This window comes from Aeromonas sp. S41-2, from assembly GCF_027705845.1.
GTDB lineage: Bacteria > Pseudomonadota > Gammaproteobacteria > Enterobacterales > Aeromonadaceae > Aeromonas > Aeromonas hydrophila.
This window is the reverse complement of the sequence record NZ_JAPDCG010000001.1, coordinates 335,236-356,664: the sequence shown is the minus strand read 5'-3', so window position 1 is coordinate 356,664 and position 21,429 is coordinate 335,236. Positions and strand designations below refer to the sequence as shown.

At 64.9% G+C, this 21,429-nt stretch carries 15 protein-coding genes; 5 read left to right on the top strand and 10 right to left on the bottom strand.

The features are described 5' to 3' along the window. Nucleotides 1-24: 24 nt before the first annotated feature. Both OKC44_RS01610 and OKC44_RS01605 read right to left on the bottom strand, forming a co-directional pair. A complete protein-coding gene (locus OKC44_RS01610; protein ID WP_270810634.1) occupies nt 25-1,737 on the bottom strand; it encodes a methyl-accepting chemotaxis protein in 1,713 nt (570 codons plus the stop codon). A gap of 222 nt (nt 1,738-1,959) precedes the next feature. After that, complete coding sequence (locus OKC44_RS01605; RefSeq protein WP_270810633.1) at nt 1,960-3,789, bottom strand: hybrid-cluster NAD(P)-dependent oxidoreductase; 1,830 nt, start codon at nt 3,787-3,789, stop codon at nt 1,960-1,962. A gap of 390 nt (nt 3,790-4,179) precedes the next feature. On the opposite strand from OKC44_RS01605, the gene OKC44_RS01600 reads away from it, so the two are divergent. Both OKC44_RS01600 and nifJ read left to right on the top strand, forming a co-directional pair. After that, nucleotides 4,180-5,826: an NAD(P)-binding protein gene (locus tag OKC44_RS01600; protein ID WP_270810631.1), complete on the top strand. Its 1,647-nt coding sequence runs from the start codon at nt 4,180-4,182 to the stop codon at nt 5,824-5,826. After that, nucleotides 5,823-9,398, top strand: coding sequence for a pyruvate:ferredoxin (flavodoxin) oxidoreductase (gene nifJ, locus OKC44_RS01595; RefSeq protein WP_270810630.1), 3,576 nt, complete (start codon nt 5,823-5,825; stop codon nt 9,396-9,398). Before OKC44_RS01600 ends, nifJ begins: the two co-directional genes overlap by 4 nt. A 74-nt stretch (nt 9,399-9,472) precedes the next feature. On the opposite strand, the gene OKC44_RS01590 is transcribed toward nifJ, so the two are convergent. After that, on the bottom strand, nt 9,473-11,974 hold the full coding sequence (locus OKC44_RS01590; protein WP_270810629.1) for a penicillin acylase family protein: 2,502 nt from the start codon (nt 11,972-11,974) through the stop codon (nt 9,473-9,475). A 187-nt stretch (nt 11,975-12,161) separates the two neighbouring features. On the opposite strand from OKC44_RS01590, the gene OKC44_RS01585 reads away from it, so the two are divergent. Next, nucleotides 12,162-13,277 (top strand): helix-turn-helix domain-containing protein, encoded by a 1,116-nt coding sequence (locus tag OKC44_RS01585; protein WP_270810626.1) that lies wholly within the window; start codon nt 12,162-12,164, stop codon nt 13,275-13,277. Between the two features lie 76 nt (nt 13,278-13,353). Here OKC44_RS01585 and OKC44_RS01580 read toward each other — a convergent pair whose 3' ends face one another. The 6 genes from OKC44_RS01580 to OKC44_RS01555 form a co-directional block, all read right to left on the bottom strand. Further along, nucleotides 13,354-13,569, bottom strand: a complete 216-nt coding sequence (locus OKC44_RS01580) for a YdcH family protein (protein WP_011705396.1) — start codon at nt 13,567-13,569, stop codon at nt 13,354-13,356. A gap of 286 nt (nt 13,570-13,855) precedes the next feature. After that, nucleotides 13,856-14,446, bottom strand: coding sequence for a hypothetical protein (locus OKC44_RS01575; RefSeq protein WP_270810624.1), 591 nt, complete (start codon nt 14,444-14,446; stop codon nt 13,856-13,858). An 11-nt stretch (nt 14,447-14,457) separates the two neighbouring features. Continuing rightward, a complete protein-coding gene (locus OKC44_RS01570; RefSeq protein ID WP_011705398.1) occupies nt 14,458-15,804 on the bottom strand; it encodes an MATE family efflux transporter in 1,347 nt (448 codons plus the stop codon). 146 nt (nt 15,805-15,950) lie between these two features. Further along, the gene (locus OKC44_RS01565; RefSeq protein ID WP_017410037.1) at nt 15,951-17,774 is read right to left on the bottom strand and encodes a SulP family inorganic anion transporter; all 1,824 of its coding nucleotides are present in this window, start codon (nt 17,772-17,774) and stop codon (nt 15,951-15,953) included. A 70-nt stretch (nt 17,775-17,844) separates the two neighbouring features. Next, the gene (locus OKC44_RS01560; protein ID WP_270810622.1) at nt 17,845-18,465 is read right to left on the bottom strand and encodes a nucleotidyltransferase family protein; all 621 of its coding nucleotides are present in this window, start codon (nt 18,463-18,465) and stop codon (nt 17,845-17,847) included. Further along, complete coding sequence (locus OKC44_RS01555; RefSeq protein ID WP_011705401.1) at nt 18,455-18,712, bottom strand: GNAT family N-acetyltransferase; 258 nt, start codon at nt 18,710-18,712, stop codon at nt 18,455-18,457. Before OKC44_RS01555 ends, OKC44_RS01560 begins: the two co-directional genes overlap by 11 nt. 134 nt (nt 18,713-18,846) lie before the next feature. Between OKC44_RS01555 and cysM the strand changes: the two genes are divergently transcribed. Both cysM and OKC44_RS01545 read left to right on the top strand, forming a co-directional pair. Then, nucleotides 18,847-19,752: a cysteine synthase CysM gene (gene cysM, locus OKC44_RS01550; RefSeq protein WP_270810619.1), complete on the top strand. Its 906-nt coding sequence runs from the start codon at nt 18,847-18,849 to the stop codon at nt 19,750-19,752. A gap of 166 nt (nt 19,753-19,918) precedes the next feature. Then, the gene (locus OKC44_RS01545) at nt 19,919-20,200 is read left to right on the top strand and encodes a hypothetical protein (protein ID WP_017410040.1); all 282 of its coding nucleotides are present in this window, start codon (nt 19,919-19,921) and stop codon (nt 20,198-20,200) included. 33 nt (nt 20,201-20,233) lie between these two features. Here the strand turns inward: OKC44_RS01545 and OKC44_RS01540 are convergent, their stop codons facing one another. Continuing rightward, nucleotides 20,234-21,418 (bottom strand): iron-containing alcohol dehydrogenase, encoded by a 1,185-nt coding sequence (locus OKC44_RS01540; protein WP_270810616.1) that lies wholly within the window; start codon nt 21,416-21,418, stop codon nt 20,234-20,236. Nucleotides 21,419-21,429 lie beyond the last annotated feature (11 nt).

Below are 21,429 nucleotides of genomic sequence, written 5' to 3'. Positions count from 1 at the left end.
AGCCGTTTTGCTTTGTGCGCTTAGCTACAGCTTGAAGTGGGCCATCTCCTGGCGCAGCAACCGTGACAGCTGCTTGAGCTTGGCCGCCTCCTGCGAGACGTGGCGGGCTGCGTCCCCCGACTGCTCGGAGAGGGAGGTGATGTTGCCGACGGTGGAGACCACCTCGTTGGCGGCGGTGGACTGCTCGCGCAGGGTGTGGCTGATCTCCCCCATCAGGCCGGTCAGGTTGGCGGCGTGGTTCTGGATGCTGGCGATGGCCTCGCCGGTCTGGCTGGCCAGGCTCACCCCGCGGGAGACGTTGTTGACCGTGTTCTCCATGCTGCGGATGGAGGCATCCGCCCCGCTCTGGATCTTGCCGATCATGCCGGTGATCTGCTGGGTGGAGGCGGCCGAGCGGCTGGCGAGGTTGCGCACCTCGTCGGCCACCACCGCGAAGCCGCGGCCCTGCTCGCCGGCCCGGGCCGCCTCGATGGCGGCGTTGAGCGCCAGCAGGTTGGTCTGATCGGCGATGCCGCGGATCACCTCGATGATCTCCGAGATCTGCTGGGTGTGGCTGTTGAGATCCGCGATGCTGCTGGCGGCATTGGAGACGGTATCCGAGATGCTCTGGATGCTGTCGAGGGTCTGCTTGATGACCCCGGAGCCTTCCGCCAGGGTGTTGGCGGAGACCTTGCTCAGCTCGTCGGCGTGGGTGGCGTTGTCAGAGAGATGGCTGATGCTCACCACCAGCTCCTCGATGGCGGCCGCCATGGTCTGGGTGCTGGTCTGCTGGGAGGTGGCGAACTGGGCGGTCTGCTCCGCTATCTGGGCGATGCTGTCGGCCGAGCCGGAGAGCTCCTCGCTGGAGTGGGAGACCTGGGCGATGATCCCCTTGAGGGTGCCCTGCATGGTGGCGAGCAGGCCGATCAGGCTCTCCTTGGCACCGGCCGGCACCTTGATGGGCTGGGAGAAGTCCCCCTCGGCCAGGTGGTTGAGATCGCTTCTGAGCTGGTCGACCGAGGTGCCGACTAGGTCGAGCAGCGCCTTGTAGGTGCGCCAGAGGAAGAACATCAACACCAGGCCGAGCGCGATGAACAGATAGCGCAGCATGGCGGACTGGCTGGTGGCATCGTCCACCGCCTGCTGGGTGCGGTGTTCCATCAGGACGTAGAAGTCGTCGATGGGGGACATGATGCGCCCCTTGTTCTGGTGATAGGCCTTGTCATGCATCATGGCGATGGCCTTTTGCTGGTTGGCGGCCAGATCGCCGTCTGTCTGCTGCACCAGCTTGAAGGCGGCCACCTCGGTGTTGACCAGGGCATCCGAGTTGTTCTTGGCCTCGTTGAGCTTGGCCAGCTCCTCTTCGGTAAAGCCGGTCTCCTTCATCAGGTCGATGAGGCCACGACGAACCTGGCTGTCGGGCCGCGGGTTCTGGCCGTTGGCGGCGACGAAGTCCCAGTAGATGCGGTTGTAGCCCTGCGGCCGGTTCTGCTCCCCGTTGCGAATGGCCAGGATCCGCATGTACTGCTGTTCGTAGGCCGGATCCTTGGTGATCACGTAGGTGCGGCCGAGGCGGGTCAGATCGTCGGAGGATTGCCGCAGTTCATCGGCCAGCAGATAGGATTGATAGCGTTGCTGATAGCTCTGCTCGAGTTGCGTTCCTGACCAGCTGTAGGCAAAAAATACCAGCGACAGCAGGATCAGGGTGACGACGGAGAGCAGCAGGTTGAGCTGAAAGGCGGGTCTGTTCTGTTCCATGGTTTGAGCGTCCTTATTCTCACCGGATAACCCCCTTGGTCAGACGGCAAAGGCCGCTACGTCGGAGGGGTTTTGTTGTTGTTGCTGTGAGTATAGGAGCGGGGCTCGGCAAGGTTGCGGGGGTTTGGAGAAAAGGTGGAGGCGAGGGAAAACGTACCGAAACAGGGAGAAAACGGCCGGGAGCGGGCGCCCGGCCGGTGGGGTTATCGCTGCTCGATCACCTTATTTGATGACAAGGTCGGTGAGCGGCACGGCGCAGCAGGTGAGGATCTTGCCCTCGGCCCGTTCGGCGGCGGTGATGGCCGGGGCGTCAGGATGATCCACCTCACCCGCGAGCAGGGTCTGCTTGCAGCTGCCGCAGATGCCGGCGCGGCAGCTCCAGGGCAGATCCACCCCTTGCTTGTGGGCCTGATCCAGCACGGTGCCCTGATTGTTGCCGGCAAAACTCTGCTTGCCGATGCGCAGTTGCACCGCCTGGTGGGGGCGCGCCACCGAGAGGATGGCGCCGCCAAAGCTCTCCTGGCGGATCCGCTCGGCGGGCACGCCAAGGGCGGCCAGTCTGGCGGCCGCATCGGCCATAAAGCCGTGGGGGCCGCAGATAAACACCTCCCGTTCGGCGAGCTGCTTGACCTGCTTGAGGTGCTCATCGCCGAGCCGCCCCTTGAGCCCCTGCCAGTGCGTATCGGGTTGGCTCAGGATCAGGGTGAGGGTCATCCCCTGCTGGGCCAGGGCGTGCAATTCGGCGGCGGCGGGAATATCCGCCTCGCTGCGGCACAGGTGCATAAAGTGCATGTCGCCGAGCTCCCCGCGCAAGGCCAGAGTGCGGGCAATGGAGAGCATGGGTGTGACCCCGGAGCCTGCCGAGAGCAGCAGCAGGGTGCGCCCGGTGCCTAAGTGAAACTCGCCTGCCGGCGCTGCGGCCAGCAACCGGTCACCGGGTTGCAACTGCTGGTGCAGCCAGTGGGAGATGTGACCGCCCCCCACCTTCTTGACGCTGATGCTGTAACGCTCGGGCCGCTCTGGCGTGGAGCTCAGGGTATAGCGGCGCTGCAGACGCTCGCGCCGCAGACGCTCGCGCCGCAGACCCAGGCCAATGTCCAGGCTGATGGGCAGATGCTGGCCCGGCAGATAGTCTGGCAGGGGCTCGCCATCGGCCGCCTCGAACCAGAAGGTCTCCAGATCCCGCGCGAGCGGCTCGCGGGCCACGCACACCAGCTCCCGTTTTTTCGGGGCCGCGTTGGGGTAGACGGAGGCGCGGGCGCGCTCCAGCACCTCGATCTCGCTGCCCGCCTCAATCCAGCCCTCGTTGAGGGCCACCAGGTTCTGGCCGAAGTAGACCTCGCCATCCTCGCCGCGCCGATAACGGGTCAGAGTAGCCAGCGGCTCCTTGAGGGCATTGAAGCGATCCGTGCCCGGCTCCACCGTGGTCATGATGCAGCGGCTGCAGGGCTTGGCGACTCGAAACTCCACCTCGCCGATGCGGATCCGTTTCCAGCCGTCCTCCTCGAAGGGGAGGGTGCCGCTCGCCACCAGGTTGGTGCGAAACTGGCTCATCTGGTGCAGCGCGTCGGATCTCAGGTTGAGATCCTCCAAAGAGGCCTGGCTTATCAGCAGCAGCGGATAGCCGTCGGCAAAGCTGACCCGGGTGCCGGTCTTCTCCCGAAAACGGGCAGACTCTTCACCGAGCCAGAGCAGCTGAACCGGCTCCCCCGCCACCTGGCTCAGCCACTGATCGGCCTGGGGCTGGGTCTGCAGGGCGCTGAAGCTGTCACTCCAGACCCCGGTAGCCCGAGGGGTGCGGGAAAACTCCCGCTCTTGCAGGATGAGGGGGTCAAGGCCGGGATAGCGCAGTTGCAGACCGCCCTCGATGGGGGTGGCCACCACCTGCTGCAACTGGGGATGGGTGCGGGCGGTGATGAAGCTGCCGTCCGGCTTGACCACCATGTAGCGGCGATCCCCCTGCAGCCCCTCTTCGGTGACCAGGGCGCGGGTCAGTGGCATGCCTGCCGTCGACTTGATGGGATAGAGATGAATGCTGGCGAGCTTGGGCATGGCCGGGTCCTTGTGCTGTGGTGGTTCCAGTGCAGGAGACAAGATAACGGGAGCTGTTCCGTGCAGCAATCGTTGCAGGTGGGCGGCCTGATGCGCCTGGCTCACGGGGCCAGAGAACGGCGAAGCGTTGCTTGCGGGGCGCGAGCCCAAGCGGTGACTCCTGCAGACGGGCAAGATGTTACACGGGTCACGTTGTGCACTCCATACCTCATAAAGTGCAACATTTTTTGATCCTGATCCGTCATTCGGTACACAAATCAGTCCATCATCGAGTCAGCTTCCAGTTTCTAACGCTTTCGCTTCTTCCCCCTCCGGCCACCGTCTGCCCAGGCAAAACGGTATCAAGCGCATTCGGATGGGGCCTGTCACACAAAAAGAAGAAAGCAATGTATGAGCAAACAACTGGATATGACCCCACAGCCGGATCTCTCCCAGAAAACGGGAACAGGCCCGGTCCGTACTCGGCTACCCGTTTGGCGGCCGGCCCTGCCACCTTGCAACCATGCCTGCCCGGCTGGCGAGAACATCCAGGCCTGGCTTGCCCTGGCCGAAGCGGGCCGCTTTGAGGCGGCCTGGCAACGACTGATCGAAGAAAATCCCCTGCCTGCGGTCCACGGGCGGGTCTGTTATCACCCCTGCGAAACGGCCTGCAACCGCGCTCAGGTGGATGATGCCGTCTCCATTCACGCCATCGAGCGTTTTCTCGGCGACGAGGCGCTGGCCCGTGGCTGGCAGCCTGCGCCCCCCGCGCCCGCCAGCGGCAAGAGGGTGCTGGTGATCGGTGCTGGCCCCTCCGGCCTCTCTTGTGCCTGGCACCTCAACCGGCTCGGCCATCAGGTAGAGATCCGCGAGGCGGGCCCGCTCGCCGGCGGCATGCTGCGCTTTGGCATTCCCGCCTACCGCCTGCCCCGCGAGATGCTGGACAGGGAGGTGGCCCGCATCGTCGCTGCCGGGGTGACGCTGACTCTCAACCACAAGGTGGAAGACGTGCTCAAGGCGCGTGACGAGGGGGGCTTTGACGCCGTCTTCATGGCCATCGGCGCCCATCTGGCCAAGCGGGTCGACATTCCGGCCCGCGAGGCGGGCAAGATCCTCGATGCGGTGAGCTTCCTGGAGCAGGCGAGCCTGGCGGAGGAGAAAGGCTTGCCGCCACCCAAACTGGGACGACGGGTGGCCATCTACGGTGGCGGCAACACCGCCATGGACGCGGCCCGCACCGCCCGCCGCCTCGGTGTCGAGGAGGCGATGATCATCTACCGCCGCGACCGGGATCATATGCCGGCCCACGCCTTCGAAGCCGACGAGGCCGAGGAGGAGGGGATCAAGATCAACTGGCTGCGCACCATCCGTCAGCTCGACAGCACCAGTATTGAAGTGGAGGTGATGGCGCTGGATGCCGAGGGTAAGCCGGTGCCCACCGGCCAGTTTGAAACCCTCGAAGCGGACTCCCTCATTCTGGCGCTCGGTCAGGAGGTGGACTTGAGCGTGCTGGAGAGCATCCCCGGCGTGCGGGTCAACAAGGAGGGGGTGGTGCAGGTTGGCGAGAACCTGATGACGGACGTGCCGGGTCTGTTTGCCGGCGGTGACATGGTGCCCTCCGAGCGTACCGTCACCATCGCCACCGGCCACGGCAAGAAGGCTGCACGCCATATGGATGCCTGGCTGCGCGGTCGCCTCTACCACAAACCGCTCTCCTACCCGCTGGTGGGGCCCGAGCAGTTGCAGCTCTGGTTCCAGACCCATGCTCCCGCCAGCAGCCAGCCGGTCAAACCACCTTCGGCGCGGGACGACTTTGGCGAGATCATCGGTGGACTGGACGAGACGGCGGCCCGCTACGAGGCGGCGCGCTGCTACTCCTGCGGCAACTGCTTCGAGTGTGACGGCTGTTATGGCAGCTGCCCCGAGCAGGCCATCGCCAAGCTGGGGCCGGGTCTGGGGTATCAGGTGGATGCCGAACTCTGCACCGGTTGCGGTGCCTGTCATGACCAGTGTCCCTGTCACGCCATCGAGCTGCGCCAACCGGAGGAGTCCCAATGAAACATGAATTGAGCATGGTCGACGGCAACGAAGCCGCGGCCCGGGTGGCGTATCAGCTGAGCGAAGTGTGTGCCATCTACCCCATCACCCCGAGCTCGACCATGGCCGAACTGGCCGACGCCTGGGCGGCGGAGGGGCAGACCAACCTGTGGGGCAACATCCCCACGGTGGTGGAGATGCAGAGCGAAGGGGGCGCGGCCGGCACGGTGCACGGCGCCCTGCAGGCGGGGGCGCTGGCCACCACCTTCACCGCCAGCCAGGGGCTGATGCTGATGCTGCCCAACATGTACAAGATCGCAGGCGAATTGACCTCGGCAGTGTTCCATGTGGCGGCCCGATCCTTGGCGGCGCAGGGGCTGTCGATTTTTGGCGACCATCAGGACGTGATGGCGGCGCGCAGCACCGGTTTTGCCATGCTCGCCTCCGGCTCGGTGCAGGAGGCGCAGGACCTGGCCCTGGTCGCCCACAGTGTCACCCTGCAGTGCCGGGTGCCCTTTATCCACTTCTTCGACGGCTTTCGCACCTCCCACGAGGTGAACAAGATCACTGCGCTGCACAAAGATGAAATTCGGGCGCTGATCGACAACGACTGGGTGCGCGCCCACCGCGCGCGGGCCCTCAACCCGGATCATCCGGTGATGCGCGGCACCGCCCAGAACCCGGATACCTATTTCCAGTCCCGCGAGAGCGTCAACCCCTTCTACGAGGCGGTGCCGGCGCGGGTGCAGCAGTGCATGGAGAGCCTCGGCGAGCTGACCGGCCGCCACTACCGGCTGGTGGAGTATCACGGCGCCCCGGATGCCACCGACGTCATCGTGCTGATGGGCTCGGGGGCGGCCACCGCCCGTACCACCGTGGATTGGCTCAACCGGCAGGATCGCAAGACCGGGGTGCTGGTCATTCGTCTCTATCGCCCCTTCCCGGTACAGGCGCTGCTCGATGCGCTGCCTGCCAGCGTGCGCCGCATGGCGGTGCTGGATCGCACCAAGGAGCCGGGCGCTGGCGGCGAACCGCTGCTGCTGGATGTGCAGAGCGCCCTCATCGACGGCTTGCAGCGCGGTCTGATCAAACGGCTGCCCTGGCTCAGTGGCGGTCGCTATGGCCTCTCTTCCAAGGAGTTCACCCCCGCCATGTGTGCGGCCGTGTTCGAGGAGCTGGCCTGTGACGCGCCGCGCCCGCGCTTTACCGTGGGGATAGTGGATGACGTGTCTGGCCTCAGTCTGGCCTGGCACCCCATCGGCGATCTGGAGCCTGCCAGTCGGGTGCGGGCGCTCTTCTTCGGCCTCGGCGCCGACGGCACCGTGGGTGCCAACAAGAACAGCATCAAGATCATCGGCGAGCTGGAGGGGTTCCACGCTCAGGGCTACTTCGTCTACGACTCCAAGAAGTCGGGTTCGCGCACCGTCTCCCACCTGCGCTTTGGTCCCGAGCCCATCGACGCGCCCTGGCTTATCGAGCAGGCGAGCTTTATCGGTTGCCACCAGTGGGGCTTTGTCGAATCTGTGGATCTGCTGGAGTTCGCCGCCGAAGGGGCGACCCTGCTGCTCAATGCCCCCCATGAGCCCGACCGGGTCTGGGCCGAGCTACCCGAGCGGCTGCGCGCCCGCATCCGCGTCCTCAATATCCAGCTCTATTGCATCGACGGCGATCGGGTGGCCGAGCGCAACGGCATGGGCAATCGCATCAACACCATCATGCAGACCTGCTTCTTCGCCCTGGCCGGCATCTTGCCGCGGGACGAGGCGATCGCGCTGATCAAGGAGAGCATCGAGAAGAGCTATGCCCGCAAGGGGCCCGAGGTGGTGGCGCGCAACTTCGCGGCGGTGGACGACACCCTGGCCCATCTACACCGGGTGGCGATCCCGGCCGGTGAGGAGCAGATCAGCGATTATCCGCTGCCGCTGGCACCGGGGGGCAGCGAGTTTGTCCAGCGCGTCACCGGCGAGATGCTGGCGGGGCGCGGCGATCGCATCCCGGTCTCCATGCTGCCGGTGGACGGCACTTACCCCACCGCCACCAGCCGCTTCGAGAAGCGGGATATCGCCCGCGAGATCCCGATTTGGCATTCGGATATCTGCATCCAGTGCGGCAACTGCGTCTTTGTCTGCCCCCACGCGGCGCTGCGGGCCAAGTTCTACCATCAGGACTGGCTGGCGACCGCCCCCGAGGCGGCGCAGTCGGTGCCCGTCACCGCCAAGGGCTTCCCCGACAGCCGCTACACCCTGCAGCTCTACCCGGAAGATTGCACCGGCTGCGGCCAGTGCGTGCAGGCCTGTCCGGTGCGGGCTGGAGCGGATGAGAGCCATGAAGGCGAGCGGGCCATCGCCATGATGGACAAGGCGCCACATCTGGCTGGCCAGAAGCAGGCGCTGCGCTGGTTCGAGAGCCTGCCGTGGCCTGCTCGCGAGCGGGTGGATTTCTCCACCGTGCGCGGCACCCAGTTCCTCGAACCCCTGTTCGAGTTCTCCGGCGCCTGCGCCGGCTGTGGCGAGACCCCTTACCTCAAGCTGCTGACCCAGCTGTTTGGCGATCGCATGCTGGTGGCCAACGCCACCGGTTGTTCCTCCATCTACGGCGGCAACCTGCCGACCACCCCGTGGGCCAAGAATGGCGAAGGGAAGGGGCCGGCCTGGTCCAACTCGCTGTTCGAGGATAACGCCGAGTTTGGCTTTGGTTTTCGTCTCACCGCCGATCAGCATCACGGTCAGGCGGTGGCAGCCTTGCAGGCGATGAAGGGGGAGATCGGGGTCGAGCTGGTGGAGACACTTGTCAGCGCCCCGCAGCGGCTGGAGTCAGAGATCCGTGCCCAGCGCACCCGGGTGGCGCAAGTGCGGGAGCGGCTGGAAGAGGTGAAATCCGGCAAGGCTCGCGAGCTGCTCTCCTTGATTGATCAGCTGGTGCGCCGCTCCGTCTGGATCATCGGCGGCGATGGCTGGGCCTATGACATCGGCTCGGCGGGGCTCGATCACGTGCTCGCCTCCGGCCGCGACGTGAACGTGCTGGTGATGGATACCGAGGTCTACTCCAACACCGGCGGCCAGATGTCGAAATCGACCCCGCTCGGTGCCGTCGCCAAGTTCGCGGCGGGAGGCAAGACGCTGGCCAAGAAGGATGTGGCGCTGCAGGCCATCTCCTACGGCAACGTCTATGTTGCCCGCATCGCCTTTGGTGCCAATCCGCAGCAGGCGCTGCAAGCCTTGCGTGAGGCGGAGGCCTATCCGGGCCCGTCGCTCATCATCGCCTACAGCCACTGCATTGCCCACGGCATCGATATGGAGTTTGGCCTGACCCAGCAAAAACGCGCTGTGGCCTCCGGTCACTGGCCGCTGATGCGCTACAACCCGGTATTGCGCAGTGCGGGGCAGAACCCCTTCAGCCTCGACAGCCTGCGCCCCTCCATTCCGCTTGCCGAATACCGGCAGGAGGAGACCCGTTATCGGGTGCTGGCACAGAGCCATCCACAGGAGGCTGAACGGCTGATGCAGGTGGCGCAACAAGTGGCGTGGCAGAAGTGGGCCACCTACGAGGAGATGGCCACCCGCGAAGCCAGTCATTTCCATCCGCCGGTGTGAGGATTGGGTTAACTCTGCATAAAACGAAGCGGGCCACTGGCCCGCTTTTTTATGACTGGATTGACTGGGTTCGCTCAGGGGCTGGTGGTACGCAGTACCTTGAGGTGCAGGGTGCGCTCCTGGTGGGCCGCTATCTCCTGCTCGGTGAAGCGCATGGGCTGCCACTGCTGACGGGCGAACTGCTCGGTCTGATCGGTGAAGTGCGGGCTTTCGGGGTCATGGGACTGGCCGTAGCTCAGGAAGCGCTCCGCCTTGGGGCCGGCAGCATCAAACTGCAGGGCCAGCACAAAGCTGGAACCGTAGTTGGCGCGATACCGCAGCTCGGGCTGGCCGTCACCGTCGTCATCCAGGCTGCGCAGCGTGGTGCCTGCCACGGCCTTGCCGGTCACTATGTTGGCGAGATCCGAGCTGCTGCGCGAAGGCAGATTGGTCTGCACCATGTTGAACATGCCCTCGAACGAGTTGCCTCCCGGCAGCGCGATGGGGGTCAGCCCGGCTGCCTTTTGCACGAACTGCAGTGCACCGAGTTCGGCATCGGGCGCGATACCGGCCGCCTGCAACCGCTGCTGGGCCTGGGCCAGCGCCAGCAGGGCGGGATCCTGGTCCGGCGCGCCGCTCCAGGGGGCCAGCCCGCTCGGCGTGGTGGCGCCTTGGGCTGGATCGAAGGGGATGGCGAACAGGGCATCCTTGATGTCTCTGTGGCCGCTGGTGCGAAACGCCGTCAACCATTCCCGCATCAGGTGGGCGCCGCGGCTCTCCAGCTGATATTCGCCATCCCAGTTGGCGAGTGCATTGCAGCTCGGGGTCAAATCCAGCGGGCCGCTGGTCAGCTGGATCAGCGGATGTGCCTGGCAACGGGCCAGCAGGGGATCTCTGAGCTCACGGGCAAACAGGGAGCCGTTGTGGGTCAGTACCCGTTGCAGCGACTGCAGGGTGAAACGCCGATCGCTCCCGGTCAGTCCCATGGTGTCGGGGGTGCTGATGAGCTGGGCGTTGTAGCGGGTTCGCGGGCTGCGCACCGTCTGCTCCGGCCCGTAGAGGATGGAGTAACCCTCGAGCGGGGCCGCCAGGTTGGTTAGCCAGTGGCTGCTGTTGGCGTTGTAGAGGTAGTCGCTGCGAGTCTGGCGGGGGGCCTGGCTCAGGGGGACAAGGCCGGCAACGCGGGTCTGGCCGCTGTCGACCCACTCGAAATCGGGGTCGTTGCCCGGCAACAGCACGCTGCCCTCGCCATCCAGCCAGATGGGGGCCAGTTGTGGCGTCTGGGAAGCTGCTCGCCACCAGGCTTCTGCCTTGGTGCCGAGGCGGGGCACCTGGGTGGCATCCACATAACTGGCCTGGCCCGTCTTGTCGATCAGCAGTGTATTGACCCAGGGCACCCCCTGATGCTCGGCCAGCGCATCGAAGAAGGCCGGGGTGCTCTGGGCCCTGGCCATGGCCAGCCACTGTTCCAGCATCTTGTAGTTGCCGGCGTTGGCATCGCGGAAGCTGATGGCGCTGCTGCTGGTCCAGCCCAGGCTGGGCGAGAGGGAGGCGAGGTTGACCATGGGGCCGAAGTGGCTGGCATAGACGGTCTGTACATAAGGTTGCAGGCTGCCATCGGCCTGGCGTACCTGTACGGTGATCGCTTTCTGGCTCATCTCCCGCCACTGGTCGCCGTAGCGGTAACGCAGCGGATTGGCGGGGTCCAGGGTGAGCTGATAGAGGGTGAAGCGTTTGGACTGGGAGACGGTGTGGGTCCAGCCCAGTTGCTCGTTGAAGCCGATCAGGATGGCGGGAAAGCCCATCATGGTGGCACCGGTCACGTTGAGCTCCCCCGGGATCTGCAGGTGCTGTTCATAGAATCTGAGTTCGCCATCCCAGGGGAAGTGGGGGTTGCCGAGCAGCAGGCTGTTGGCGTTGCTGCTGCGATCTGCCCCCAGCGCCCAGCCGTTGCTGCCGATCCCCTCCGAGGTCAGCAATGCGGCGGGATCCTGCTCGGGCACAGGCAGGGCGGTGCGCGCCCGTGCGCCGCTGCCGGGGGGCTGGGCACTGGCCATGGCGCCGATGAAGCTGCGGCCGCTGGCCAGCTGGGCGAGATCCAGGTGATAGGCCAGCAGCTGGGTCGGGGTGATGGGTTCGACCCACTCGGCCCCGCGACAGGGAGAGGGGTAGTCCGCCGGGCCGGCTCGACCGCTGAGGGAGTGGTTGAACCCCGCCACGTAACCTTCGATGAGATGACGGGCACCCGGCGCCAGCCTGCCATACAGGGCGGCAGCCTGGGCTGGCAGGTCGAGCGAACGATAGCCCACGTCGGAGAGCAGGTTGCGCTGCTGCTCCCCCGCCCCCAGCCAGCGGGATTTTTCTCCCCGCAGCTTCATGATCTGCTCGCTCAGGGTACAGAGGTTCTCTTCGGCATGGGCATAGCCGGCGCCAAAGCCCAGGCTGGCGTAGTCGTTCGCCTTGATGTGGGGAACACCCTGCTCCGTATAGGTGAGGGTGACGTCGTAGTGGCGAGCGGGATCCGGCTCGCTGCTGTTCTCTTGGCAGCCGGCCAGTACGAGGCAGCCGAGCAGGGTAAGGGGGAAGGGCGTTCTCATCTTGGTTCCTTCTGTGGTCCTGACTTGTTATGGTTCTGTTGCTTTTCAGCCGCAGGTGACGGTATTTAAGAACAGCACCGGTTTGCTGTCGCCCCGCTGGATGGAACCGGTCGAGAGTTGAAAAACACAATAAAAACAAGGATAAGCAGGTACGGTTCGATGGAGCCGCACCTGCAGGAGGACGCATATGCAGTGGGAAGAAGTGGCCGCCGTGCTCAGTCTGAGCCTGACCGGCATGTTGCTGCTGGCCACGCTCGGCTGGCTGCGCCGCATGCGGCGGGATGCCGCTGCCGGTTATCTGTTGGCCCTGCTCAGCCTGAGCGGCTTGCAGGCGCTGGAATATCTCTATCACCAGCAACAGTGGTTCCACCATTGGCCCCACCTGCTCAAACTGGCGGATCCCCTGGTGGTGATGCTGCCGTTTTGTCTGTATGGCTATATCAGGGCTCTGCAGGGGGAGGCGGTACTCGGTGGCTTGCGTGACCGGCTGGTGCACGGTTTGCCCATGCTGCTGGTTGCAGCTCTGGCGCTGCCCTACTGGTTGTTGCCGGGGGCCGACAAGGTGAGCTGGATCCTGCTTGGCAAGCAGGGGGATGCGCTGTGGCCCGGGGTGACCCTCTATGGCAACCGCTATCTGGCCTGCATCGCCCTGCTGGGGCTGGCTTACTGGTGGCAGCAGCAGCGTCTTGGGGTGGTCAGCCGCAAGCCGGCGCTGCGGGCCTGGGTGGCTCAGTTGCAGGGGCTGCAACTGCTGGTGGCCTTGCTGTTGCTCGGCCGCATCGCCTTGAGCTGGCTCGGCTGGCCGCTCTCTACCGTCTATCTGCAGGCGCCCGTTACCGCCTATCTGCTGCTGCAGGTGCTGGCCCATGCCCGCTTGCCCCAGCAGGGCGGCGCGCCGGAGGGAGGCGTGCGCGAGCGAGCCACTGACACCGCTTCTGAGCCGGTGCGAGATGATGGTCTGCGCCCCCTGTTCGAGGAGCTGGAACGCCAGCTCGGGCGTGGTGCCTACCGGGATCCCGCGCTCTCCCTTGGCAAGCTGGCCGAGGAGTGCGGTCTGAGCCTTCATCAGGCATCCAGTGCCATCAACGCCTGTTCAGGGGGCAACTTCTACGACTGGCTCAACCGCCATCGGGTGGAGGAGGCCAAGCGGCTGCTGCAGGCGAGTGACGAGACGGTGGCCAATGTCTGCTACCGGGCCGGTTTCAACAGCAAGTCCACCTTCAACAGTGCCTTTCGCCGTCATACCGGCCAGACCCCCAGCGAGTTTCGACGCCAGGGGGCGCAAGCAGTGGTCGCCTCCTGATGAGCGGGCAACAAAAAGCCCGGCGTCGGGCCGGGCTGGCAGGATAAGTTGCTTATCCAGGTATTCGTCGAGGCGTCTATTGTGGATGTTGTTTGAGGATGTCGTAGATCTCCTCTTTCAGTTTAAGTTTCTGTTTTTTCAGATCCTTCACCTCGGAGCTGTAGTCGCTGGCGTGATGCTTTTCCAACTTTCTAATCTCCACATCCAGGTCGTTGTGCAAGTCAAACTTCTTTTGGAAATGGACATCACTGCTCTTCAGTTGCGAGATGAGCTCTCTGTACTCTGGGAACATGTAATGCGGCCTCCTTGGTTTCGTTTGATTGTGCCTGCAAGACCAAACTACCGCGTCCCCCGCGAGATAAATGTGATCCGGCTCCAATTCGGGACCAATGATTTGCTGTATTCGACGGGCGATTTTTAACTGTTTGAATCACAAGCTGATAAGGCTTTTATCGGTAAGCAGAGAGTCTGAAAAGTGCCGGATGGATCACAATTGTGACGGCCGGATGACAGCTTGTGGCCGCCAGGCGGGCAGCAAAAAGGGGCGCAGGGCCCCTTCTTGGTAACAGGTGCGGCGTTTACTCTTTTTTCTTTTTCTTCTCGGGCAGCGGCTTGCCGTCGCGGGCGATCACCTTGCCCACCTCGAAGCCGATCTGCGCCGCCAGTTCTTCCAGATCCGCGGCCTTGGCTTCGTTGCCGATGGCGTACTGATAGTTGGCGATGGTGATCTTCTCGGCCACCGGAGTACCCGGGACGATGGGCTCGCGCCAGCCCTGACCCACATGGGCCACCAGGGTGCCGTTCATGATGAGCTCGCCGACGATCTCCTGGGTGGGGATGCCCTTGCCGTAGGTGAGGCCCTGCGGGTGCTTCTTGCCGACCAGCGGTTCGGTGCTGGCGGGCATCAGCTTGGTGCGGATCAGCCACTTGGGCGACTTAGTCTTGCCCACCGCCTTGCCGGTCTGGTACTCGTTGATCTTGATGGTCTTGATCATCTGGGCCATGAAGTCCTTGGTCAGCGCTTTTTGCGCTTCGCTGGTTTCATCGATGACGATGGGGGCCACGTACCAGGTCTGGGCCGCCTGTGCCTTGGGGGCGGCGGGGGCGGTTTGCGCCATGGCGAGCGGGCTGAGCAGGATGGCCGCCAACAAGAGTCCTATCTTCTTCATTGTGATTCCGCTTATGTTTCAACAAGAATTTTGTTTTGCCAGCGACGACTGCGCCAGCGCCAGAACATGGCCAGACCGCGCACCCACTCGTCGCAGGCGAGCGCCAACCAGATACCGACCAGTCCATAACCCTGCATGATACCAAGGAAATAGGCCAGTGGAACGGCAATCCCCCACATGGAGACGAGCGCCATGTAGAGCGGGAAACGGGCATCCCCGGTGGCGCGTAGGGCGTTGATCACCACCAGATTGAAGGTACGACCGGGTTCCAGAATGAGGCTTATCAAGAACAGCTGCGCCACCTGGGTGATGATGTCGGCGTCATCGGTGAACAGGCTGATGATGGTGCGGCCGTTGAGGGCCGCCAGCAAGGCGATGAAGGCGGTGACGATGAGCCCCAGCTTCAGGCTTTTGAGCAACTGGCGGTAGGCCTGCTCGAAGCGGCGAGCCCCTGCCAGGTGGCCGATGATGATCTCGTTGCCAAGGCCGATGGAGAGGCCGAACAGCAGGATGAACAGGCAGATCTGGAAGAAGTAGGACTGGGTCGCCAGCGCCTTGTCGCCGAGCAGGCCGACGAAGGCGGTCACCACCATGAACTGCAGCATCCAGGAGAGGTTCTCGCCGGCGGCCGGCAGGCCGATGTGCAGCACCTTGCCCAGCATCAGCCGGCTGGGTTTGACGATCTCCGGCAGGCGCAGCCGGATGCCGGTCTTGCGTGCCACCAGCCACACCAGCAACACCACCCCGACGATGCGACCCGCCACCGTGCTGATGGCGACCCCGGCCACCCCGAGCTGGGGCAGGCCGAACCAGCCGTAGAGCAGCAGCAGGTTGCCGACGAAGGTGATGAGGTTGACGATGAGGGTCACGTACATCGCCTGACGGGTGTGGCCGTGGGCGCGCAGGGTGGCGGCCAGGCAGAGCGCCGCCGCTTCCGGCAGCAGGCACAGGCCGATGATCTGCAGGTAGAGAGTGGCATCGCTCATCAGGTTGGCGGGCAGGTTCATCAGCGCCAGCATGGTACTGGCCCCGGCGATGACGCCGACGGCGGCCACCAGCCCCACCAGCAGGTTGAAACCGATGGCGGTGTGGATGACGACGCGCGCCTTCTCCTTGTCACCGGCCCCCAGATACTGGGTGATCACCACGCTGGTGCCGATGCTGACGAAGCTGAACAAGGTGATGGCGAGATCGAACACCTGGTTGCCGACTGCGAGCGCCGCTACCCCCTGATAGGAGACATGACCCACCATGAAGGTGTTGAGGGCCCCGGTCAGAAAGTGCAGGGCGAGATCGATAAACAGTGGCCAGGTCAGGGAGAAGAGGGTACCCGGACCTGCGTGGGATTGAGTTTGCATGGGGTGTCCAAATACTGGGGATGGCCCTCGTCAGCGCCATCTGGACGGGCATTTAACACCAAGCGGGGGCGAGGCGCAATCGTGGCGGTGACCAAGAGGGGGAAGAGAGCGCGGGCCCTGCCGCCATGGGCAGGGCCCGCACTGGATCAGGCCGGGGTGGCGCCCGCCTCCTGTTCGCTGGGCAGGGTGAGGCGCGCCGAATCGGGCAGGGCGTCATCCTGGGGCCAGCGCGAGAGAATGGCTTCGGTGGTGCTCTCCACCACCTCGTCATCCTTGAACACCGGCTCGCGGTAGCAGCGGGTCATGCGCAGCGCCTGATACATGTCGGGGCAGAGGATGATCCCCTCGTCACCGACCCGGATCCCGGCTTGCTTGAGCCACAGGCTCATCTGGCCGTGGCGGCCGGCCATCACCATGTGGATGCCGCGCCGTTTCAGATCCTTGTGCAGCTCCCCCAGCATGCTCATCACGCTGATGTCCTGATGGGTGAAGCAGGCCACCGCATCCACCACCAGGCATTTGGGGCTGTGGGGATCCTGCACCAGCAGCGCCAGCACCCGCCGCTTGAAGTAGGGGGCGTTGAAGTAGGTGAGCGGTGAGTTGAAGCGATAGACCAGGATGCCGGGAATGGCCTTGGCCTGCTCGTTGTCCCCCAGGGTGCGCACCACGCCCTCATCGTCCATGCCGAGCAGCTGGTCGGTGGGCCGCATCACGTTGCGCAGGAACTGGAACAGCCCCAGCAGCACCGCGAGGGTGATGCCCGGAATGACCCCCATGGCCAGCACGCTGATGAAGGTGATGAGCGCCAGCCAGAAGGCGGAGCGATCGGAATGGCGCAGAGCCCACAGGCCGCGAAAGTCGGTGAGGGACAAAGACGCCATCACCAGCACCACGCCGAGGGCGGCGGTGGGGATGTATTGCAGCGGCGCCGTCAGATAGAAGGTGACCAGGGCGATGACGGCGGCGGCGATGATGGAGACCAGCTGGCTCTTGCCGCCGTTGGCGTCGTTGACCGCGGTGCGCGAGTCCGCGCCGCTGATGGCAAAGCCCTGGGAGGCTGCCGCCGCCAGGTTGGCCATGCCGAGGGCCCGAAACTCCTTGTCCGCATCTATCTCGTAGCCGTTCTTGGCGGCGAAGCTGCGGGCGGTCAGCATCATGGAGACGAAGCTCACCATGGCCAGGTTGAGCGCCGGCAGCACCAGTTCCCGCATCAGGCCGGGGGGAAACTCCGGCATCTGGAAGGCGGGCAGGCCGGAGCCGATGGCGCCCAGGGTGGCGATGCCGAACTGGCCGAGATCGAGCGCCCACACCAGTCCCGCCGTCACCACCATGGCCACCATGGAGGAGGGCCAGGCCGGCTTGAAGCGCTTGGCCAGCAGCAGGGTGAGCAGGGCGGTCAGGCTCATGGCCAGGGTGGGCAGATGGGTCTGGGTGATGTAGCTGGCACCGCCGGCGATCCGCTCGATGAGGTAGCGCTCGCTGAAGGTGAAGCCGAAGATCTTGGAGAGCTGGCCCACCATGATGGTGATGGCCACCCCGTTGAGCAACCCCATCAGGATCGGGCGGGAGAGAAAGTCCGCCAGCACCCCCAGCTTGAAGCGGCTGGCGATGAGGCACCAGAAGCCGGTCATGGCGGTCATGGTCATCACCAGCTGCCAGTGGCGGGTGGCATCCCCGGCGGCGAGCGGGGTCACCACGGCGGCGATCACCGCGCAGGTGGCGGCGTCCGGGCCGACGATGAGCTGGCGGGAGGTACCGAACAGGGCGTACACCAGCATGGGCAGGATGCAGGAGTAGAGGCCGACCAGCGGCCCCACCCCGGCCAGCTCCGCATAGGCGATGGCCACGGGCAGGGCCACGGCGGCCACCGACAATCCAGCGCGCATATCCGGCATCAGCCAGGCCCGCTGGTATTGCAGCAGGGCGGCGAGGCCCGGTAGCCAGCGTTCGAGTGAGAAGAAGTCGCGCATTATTTAACCCATTGAGTTACAAACAGCTTTTCCTTAGTGTGCCCAAGGTTATCGAAACATTGCAATCAGGTTATGGCCAGTTCACCACCAGGTCAGGCCAGAGTTGTTGCCACCCCTTGGCCTTGACCCGCTCGGTAAAGACCCGGCGCTCCTGGCGGCAGCGCGGGTTGGGATCCACCTGCAGGGACCAGTTGGGGGCAAAGCCGTAAGGGGCCAGCCACTCGAATGAATCGTCTGCCAGCAGCCGGACCCCGATGCAGGTGGGCACCTCCACCCAGTGGCTGAGGGCCGAGAGCGAGCTGGTGAACGGGGGCACCAGCTGGCGCACATGCATGCGGGCCTGATTGCGCACCTCCCACTGCTGGCCCGGCATCCTGGCAGCGAGCCAGGCTTCGTGATCGGCCTCCTGCAATCCAGTGGGATCAGCACTGTCCAGATAGATGAGATCGATGTCGTTGAGGGCGGTTGGCACCGCTTTGCGGTGCAGGTGATCCCAGATGAGGTTGCGGATAAAACCGGCCCCCAGCGCCCAGTCGGGCAGTGCCAGTTCACGAGCTGCCCGCAGGCAATCCATGCGCTGATCATCGGCCCGCAGCAGGGCTTCGGTCTGTGCCTGCAGGTCGGCTTCCAGTGCGCCTTGGCGAGCGTGCGAGGCTGGCGTGCTGTGACGCGTCTGGGTGTCAGCCGGCATTGCGGCGCAGCCAGACGTCGATGTAGCTGCAGCTCGGCACTATGGTGAGCCCTTCTGCCTGGGTCCAGCTGTAGAAGGTGCGAGCCAGCTGATCGGCGATCCCCTGTACCCTGAGCTCGGGCGGGACGAAGGTGCTGTAGGCGTCGATGGTCTTGGCGTCGAGCCGCCGGTAACGCAGCCTGGACTCCTTGCCATCCACCACACAGATGAATTGCTGCTGGTTGGCCTGATGAATGATCTCGCTCATGCTTGCTCCTCGGTACGGGGGATGGGGTTATCTGACCATGTTGGCGCCCCTTTGCCAACTGTTCGGGGTCGCTTACACTGCGAGCCCGGCCGGGTATATACCCGCTAGCCAAGGTATAGAACAGTTCACGAAGGATGGATCCCATTATGGCTTTTGCCACGCTGGAAGAGTTGATCGGCAATACCCCCCTGCTGGCGCTGCGTCGCATCAATCCCCACCCCGGTGTCACCCTGCTGGTGAAGCTGGAGGGCAACAACCCGGCCGGCTCGGTCAAGGACAGGCCGGCGCTGAACCTCATCAAGTGCGCGGAGGCGAGCGGTCACTTAGCGCCAGGGGCCCGCCTCATCGAGGCCACCTCCGGCAACACCGGCATCGCGCTGGCCATGGTGGCGGCGGCGCGAGGCTACCGGATGCGACTCATCATGCCACATACCATGAGCCAGGAGCGGCGCGATGCCATGCAGGCCTACGGCGCCGAGCTGGTGCTGGTGGAGGGGGGCATGGAGGCCGCGCGCGACCTCGCCCTGGCGATGCAGGCACGGGGCGAGGGGCTGGTACTCGATCAGTTCAACAATCCGGCCAACCCGGATGCCCATTACCTCTCCACCGGTCCCGAGATCTGGCGCCAGAGCGAGGGGGCGGTCACTCACTTCGTCTCCGCCATGGGCACCACGGGCACCATCATGGGGGTCTCCCGCTACCTCAAGGAGCAGAACCCGGCGGTGCAGGTGATCGGTCTGCAACCGGCCGAGGGGAGCCAGATCCCGGGGATCCGGCGCTGGCCCGCGGCCTATCTGCCGGCCATTTTCGAGCCTGCCCGGGTCGATCGGGTGCTGGACGTGACCCAGCAGGAGGCGCTCGTCATGATGCGCCGGCTGGCGCGGGAGGAGGGGATCTGCTGCGGGGTCAGCTCGGGGGGCGCCGTGGCCGGCGCGCTGCGGGTGGCGGCAGAGATCAAGCAGGGGGTGGTGGTGGCCATCATCTGCGATCGAGGGGATCGCTACCTCTCTACCGGTGTGTTCAGCGACGAGCAGGTGTAAGAGCACTGCGCCAGCGCGATGATTAACGTGATATGTATCAACAGCTTACTGATACATTTCGTGATGTACCGCTTGTAACAATCAACCCTGCTGGCAGGGTTGATTCCATTTGCCTCCTGTTTGACACTCGGCGCCCTTGGTTGACCGATGCAAACAGGAGCGTCCCATGATCTTGCCTTCCTCTCTTCGTCTTTCTCTGTTTGGCCTGTGTCTGGCCACGGCGGGTTGTACCGTCGAACCCTATGCCTATCAGTGCGGCGACAAGCAGTGCTCGGTGATTGATCATCAGGGGCAGAAACACGAGCGGCCGCTGGACGAGGTAAAACCTGTCTGGGAGCGCAAGCAGGAGCGGGAGGAGGCTGTGCGCCGCAACAAGGAGTCCATCTGGCGCGAAAAGACGCCCGAGGAGCGCGGCAACTACGGCGCCGGCGCCACCATCAGCTGGTAACAGGAGGCCCCGCGATGCGGGGCCTCTGTCTGATCACTCCCAGGCCAGCTCGAGCAGGCCGAGTAGCTGGGTGCGGTCGGCATCCTTGCGGTTGTAGAGCAGGGCGCCGTCGTTGATGGCGAGATCGCGGATCTCGGGCAGCAGCGCCTTGTCGGTGACGCCGGCCTCGCGCAAGGTGCGCGGCAGTTTGACCGCCTGCCACAGGGTATCGCGCAGCGCCTGCAGCGCCTCGATGGCGGCCTGGGCCCGTGTGGCGGCCGGGGTCGCGGCAAAGCGCTCGGCCCCCACCAGCGGCAGCAGCAGGCGGGCCAGCTCGGGATCGATGCCCGGCCGGTTGTAGTCGAGCACGGTGGGCAGGAAGAGGTTCATGCACAGGCCGTGGGGCAGGTGGCAGCGGGCCCCCAGGCTGTGGCCGAGGGCGTGCACCAGCCCCACCATGGAGTTGGAGAAGGCCATGCCCGCCAGGGTGGAACCTTCCGCCAGCTGCAGTCGCAGCCGTTTGTCCTGCGGGTTGTTCAGTATCTGGGGCAGGGCACTGGCGATCTTCTCCACCGCCATCAGGGCCAGGGCGTCGCTGACCGGGTTCTTGGCATTGCCGATGAAGGCCTCGATGGCGTGGGTCATGGCATCCATGGCGGTGGCGGCGGTGATGTTGAGCGGCAGCCCCTGGGTGAGGCGCGGATCCAGCACCGCCAGCTGGGGCAGCAGGAAGGGGGAGGTAAAGGGCACCTTGCGCCCGCTCGCCTCGTCCTTGATCACCGCCACCAGGGTTACCTCCGAGCCGGTGCCCGCCGTGGTGGGCACCACCGCCAGCGGTTGCAGCGGCCGGGTCAGGCAGCCGGCGCCGGCGTAATCGAGCAGCCGCGTCCCCCCCATGGAGGCGAGAATGTTGACCGCCTTGGCGGTGTCGATGACGGAGCCGCCGCCCAGCGCCACCAGGCTGTCACAGCCAAGCTCCCGGTGCCGGGCCGCAATCCGCTCCACCACGGCGGTGGAGGAGTCGGCCGGGATCTCGTCCCAGATGGCGGCCACCGGCAGCTCCCCTTCGGCCAGCACCCCGGCCAGCAGGGTGGCGAGGCCAGTGCCACTGACCCCCTTGTCGGTGAGCAGCAGCGGCCTGCGCGCCCCCAATCCCGCCAGTTCGCCGGCCAGTTGCTCCAGCGCCTGCTCGCCCGCCATCAGTTTGACCGGGCAGAAAAAATCGTAATAGCGACTCATGGTGCTCATCC

Excerpts from the sequence above, each read along its gene's own strand:
- OKC44_RS01605 (WP_270810633.1), bottom strand. The coding sequence starts at position 3,789 with ATGCCCAAGCTCGCCAGCATTCATCTCTATCCCATCAAGTCGACGGCA.
- OKC44_RS01585 (WP_270810626.1), top strand. The coding sequence starts at position 12,162 with ATGCAGTGGGAAGAAGTGGCCGCCGTGCTCAGTCTGAGCCTGACCGGC.
- OKC44_RS01565 (WP_017410037.1), bottom strand. The coding sequence starts at position 17,774 with ATGCGCGACTTCTTCTCACTCGAACGCTGGCTACCGGGCCTCGCCGCC.
- cysM (WP_270810619.1), top strand. The coding sequence starts at position 18,847 with ATGGATCCCATTATGGCTTTTGCCACGCTGGAAGAGTTGATCGGCAAT.
- OKC44_RS01575 (WP_270810624.1), bottom strand. The coding sequence starts at position 14,446 with ATGAAGAAGATAGGACTCTTGTTGGCGGCCATCCTGCTCAGCCCGCTC.
- OKC44_RS01560 (WP_270810622.1), bottom strand. The coding sequence starts at position 18,465 with ATGCCGGCTGACACCCAGACGCGTCACAGCACGCCAGCCTCGCACGCT.
- OKC44_RS01590 (WP_270810629.1), bottom strand. The coding sequence starts at position 11,974 with ATGAGAACGCCCTTCCCCCTTACCCTGCTCGGCTGCCTCGTACTGGCC.
- nifJ (WP_270810630.1), top strand. The coding sequence starts at position 5,823 with ATGAAACATGAATTGAGCATGGTCGACGGCAACGAAGCCGCGGCCCGG.
- OKC44_RS01545 (WP_017410040.1), top strand. The coding sequence starts at position 19,919 with ATGATCTTGCCTTCCTCTCTTCGTCTTTCTCTGTTTGGCCTGTGTCTG.
- OKC44_RS01610 (WP_270810634.1), bottom strand. The coding sequence starts at position 1,737 with ATGGAACAGAACAGACCCGCCTTTCAGCTCAACCTGCTGCTCTCCGTC.
- OKC44_RS01580 (WP_011705396.1), bottom strand. The coding sequence starts at position 13,569 with ATGTTCCCAGAGTACAGAGAGCTCATCTCGCAACTGAAGAGCAGTGAT.
- OKC44_RS01600 (WP_270810631.1), top strand. The coding sequence starts at position 4,180 with ATGAGCAAACAACTGGATATGACCCCACAGCCGGATCTCTCCCAGAAA.
- OKC44_RS01555 (WP_011705401.1), bottom strand. The coding sequence starts at position 18,712 with ATGAGCGAGATCATTCATCAGGCCAACCAGCAGCAATTCATCTGTGTG.
- OKC44_RS01570 (WP_011705398.1), bottom strand. The coding sequence starts at position 15,804 with ATGCAAACTCAATCCCACGCAGGTCCGGGTACCCTCTTCTCCCTGACC.
- OKC44_RS01540 (WP_270810616.1), bottom strand. The coding sequence starts at position 21,418 with ATGAGTCGCTATTACGATTTTTTCTGCCCGGTCAAACTGATGGCGGGC.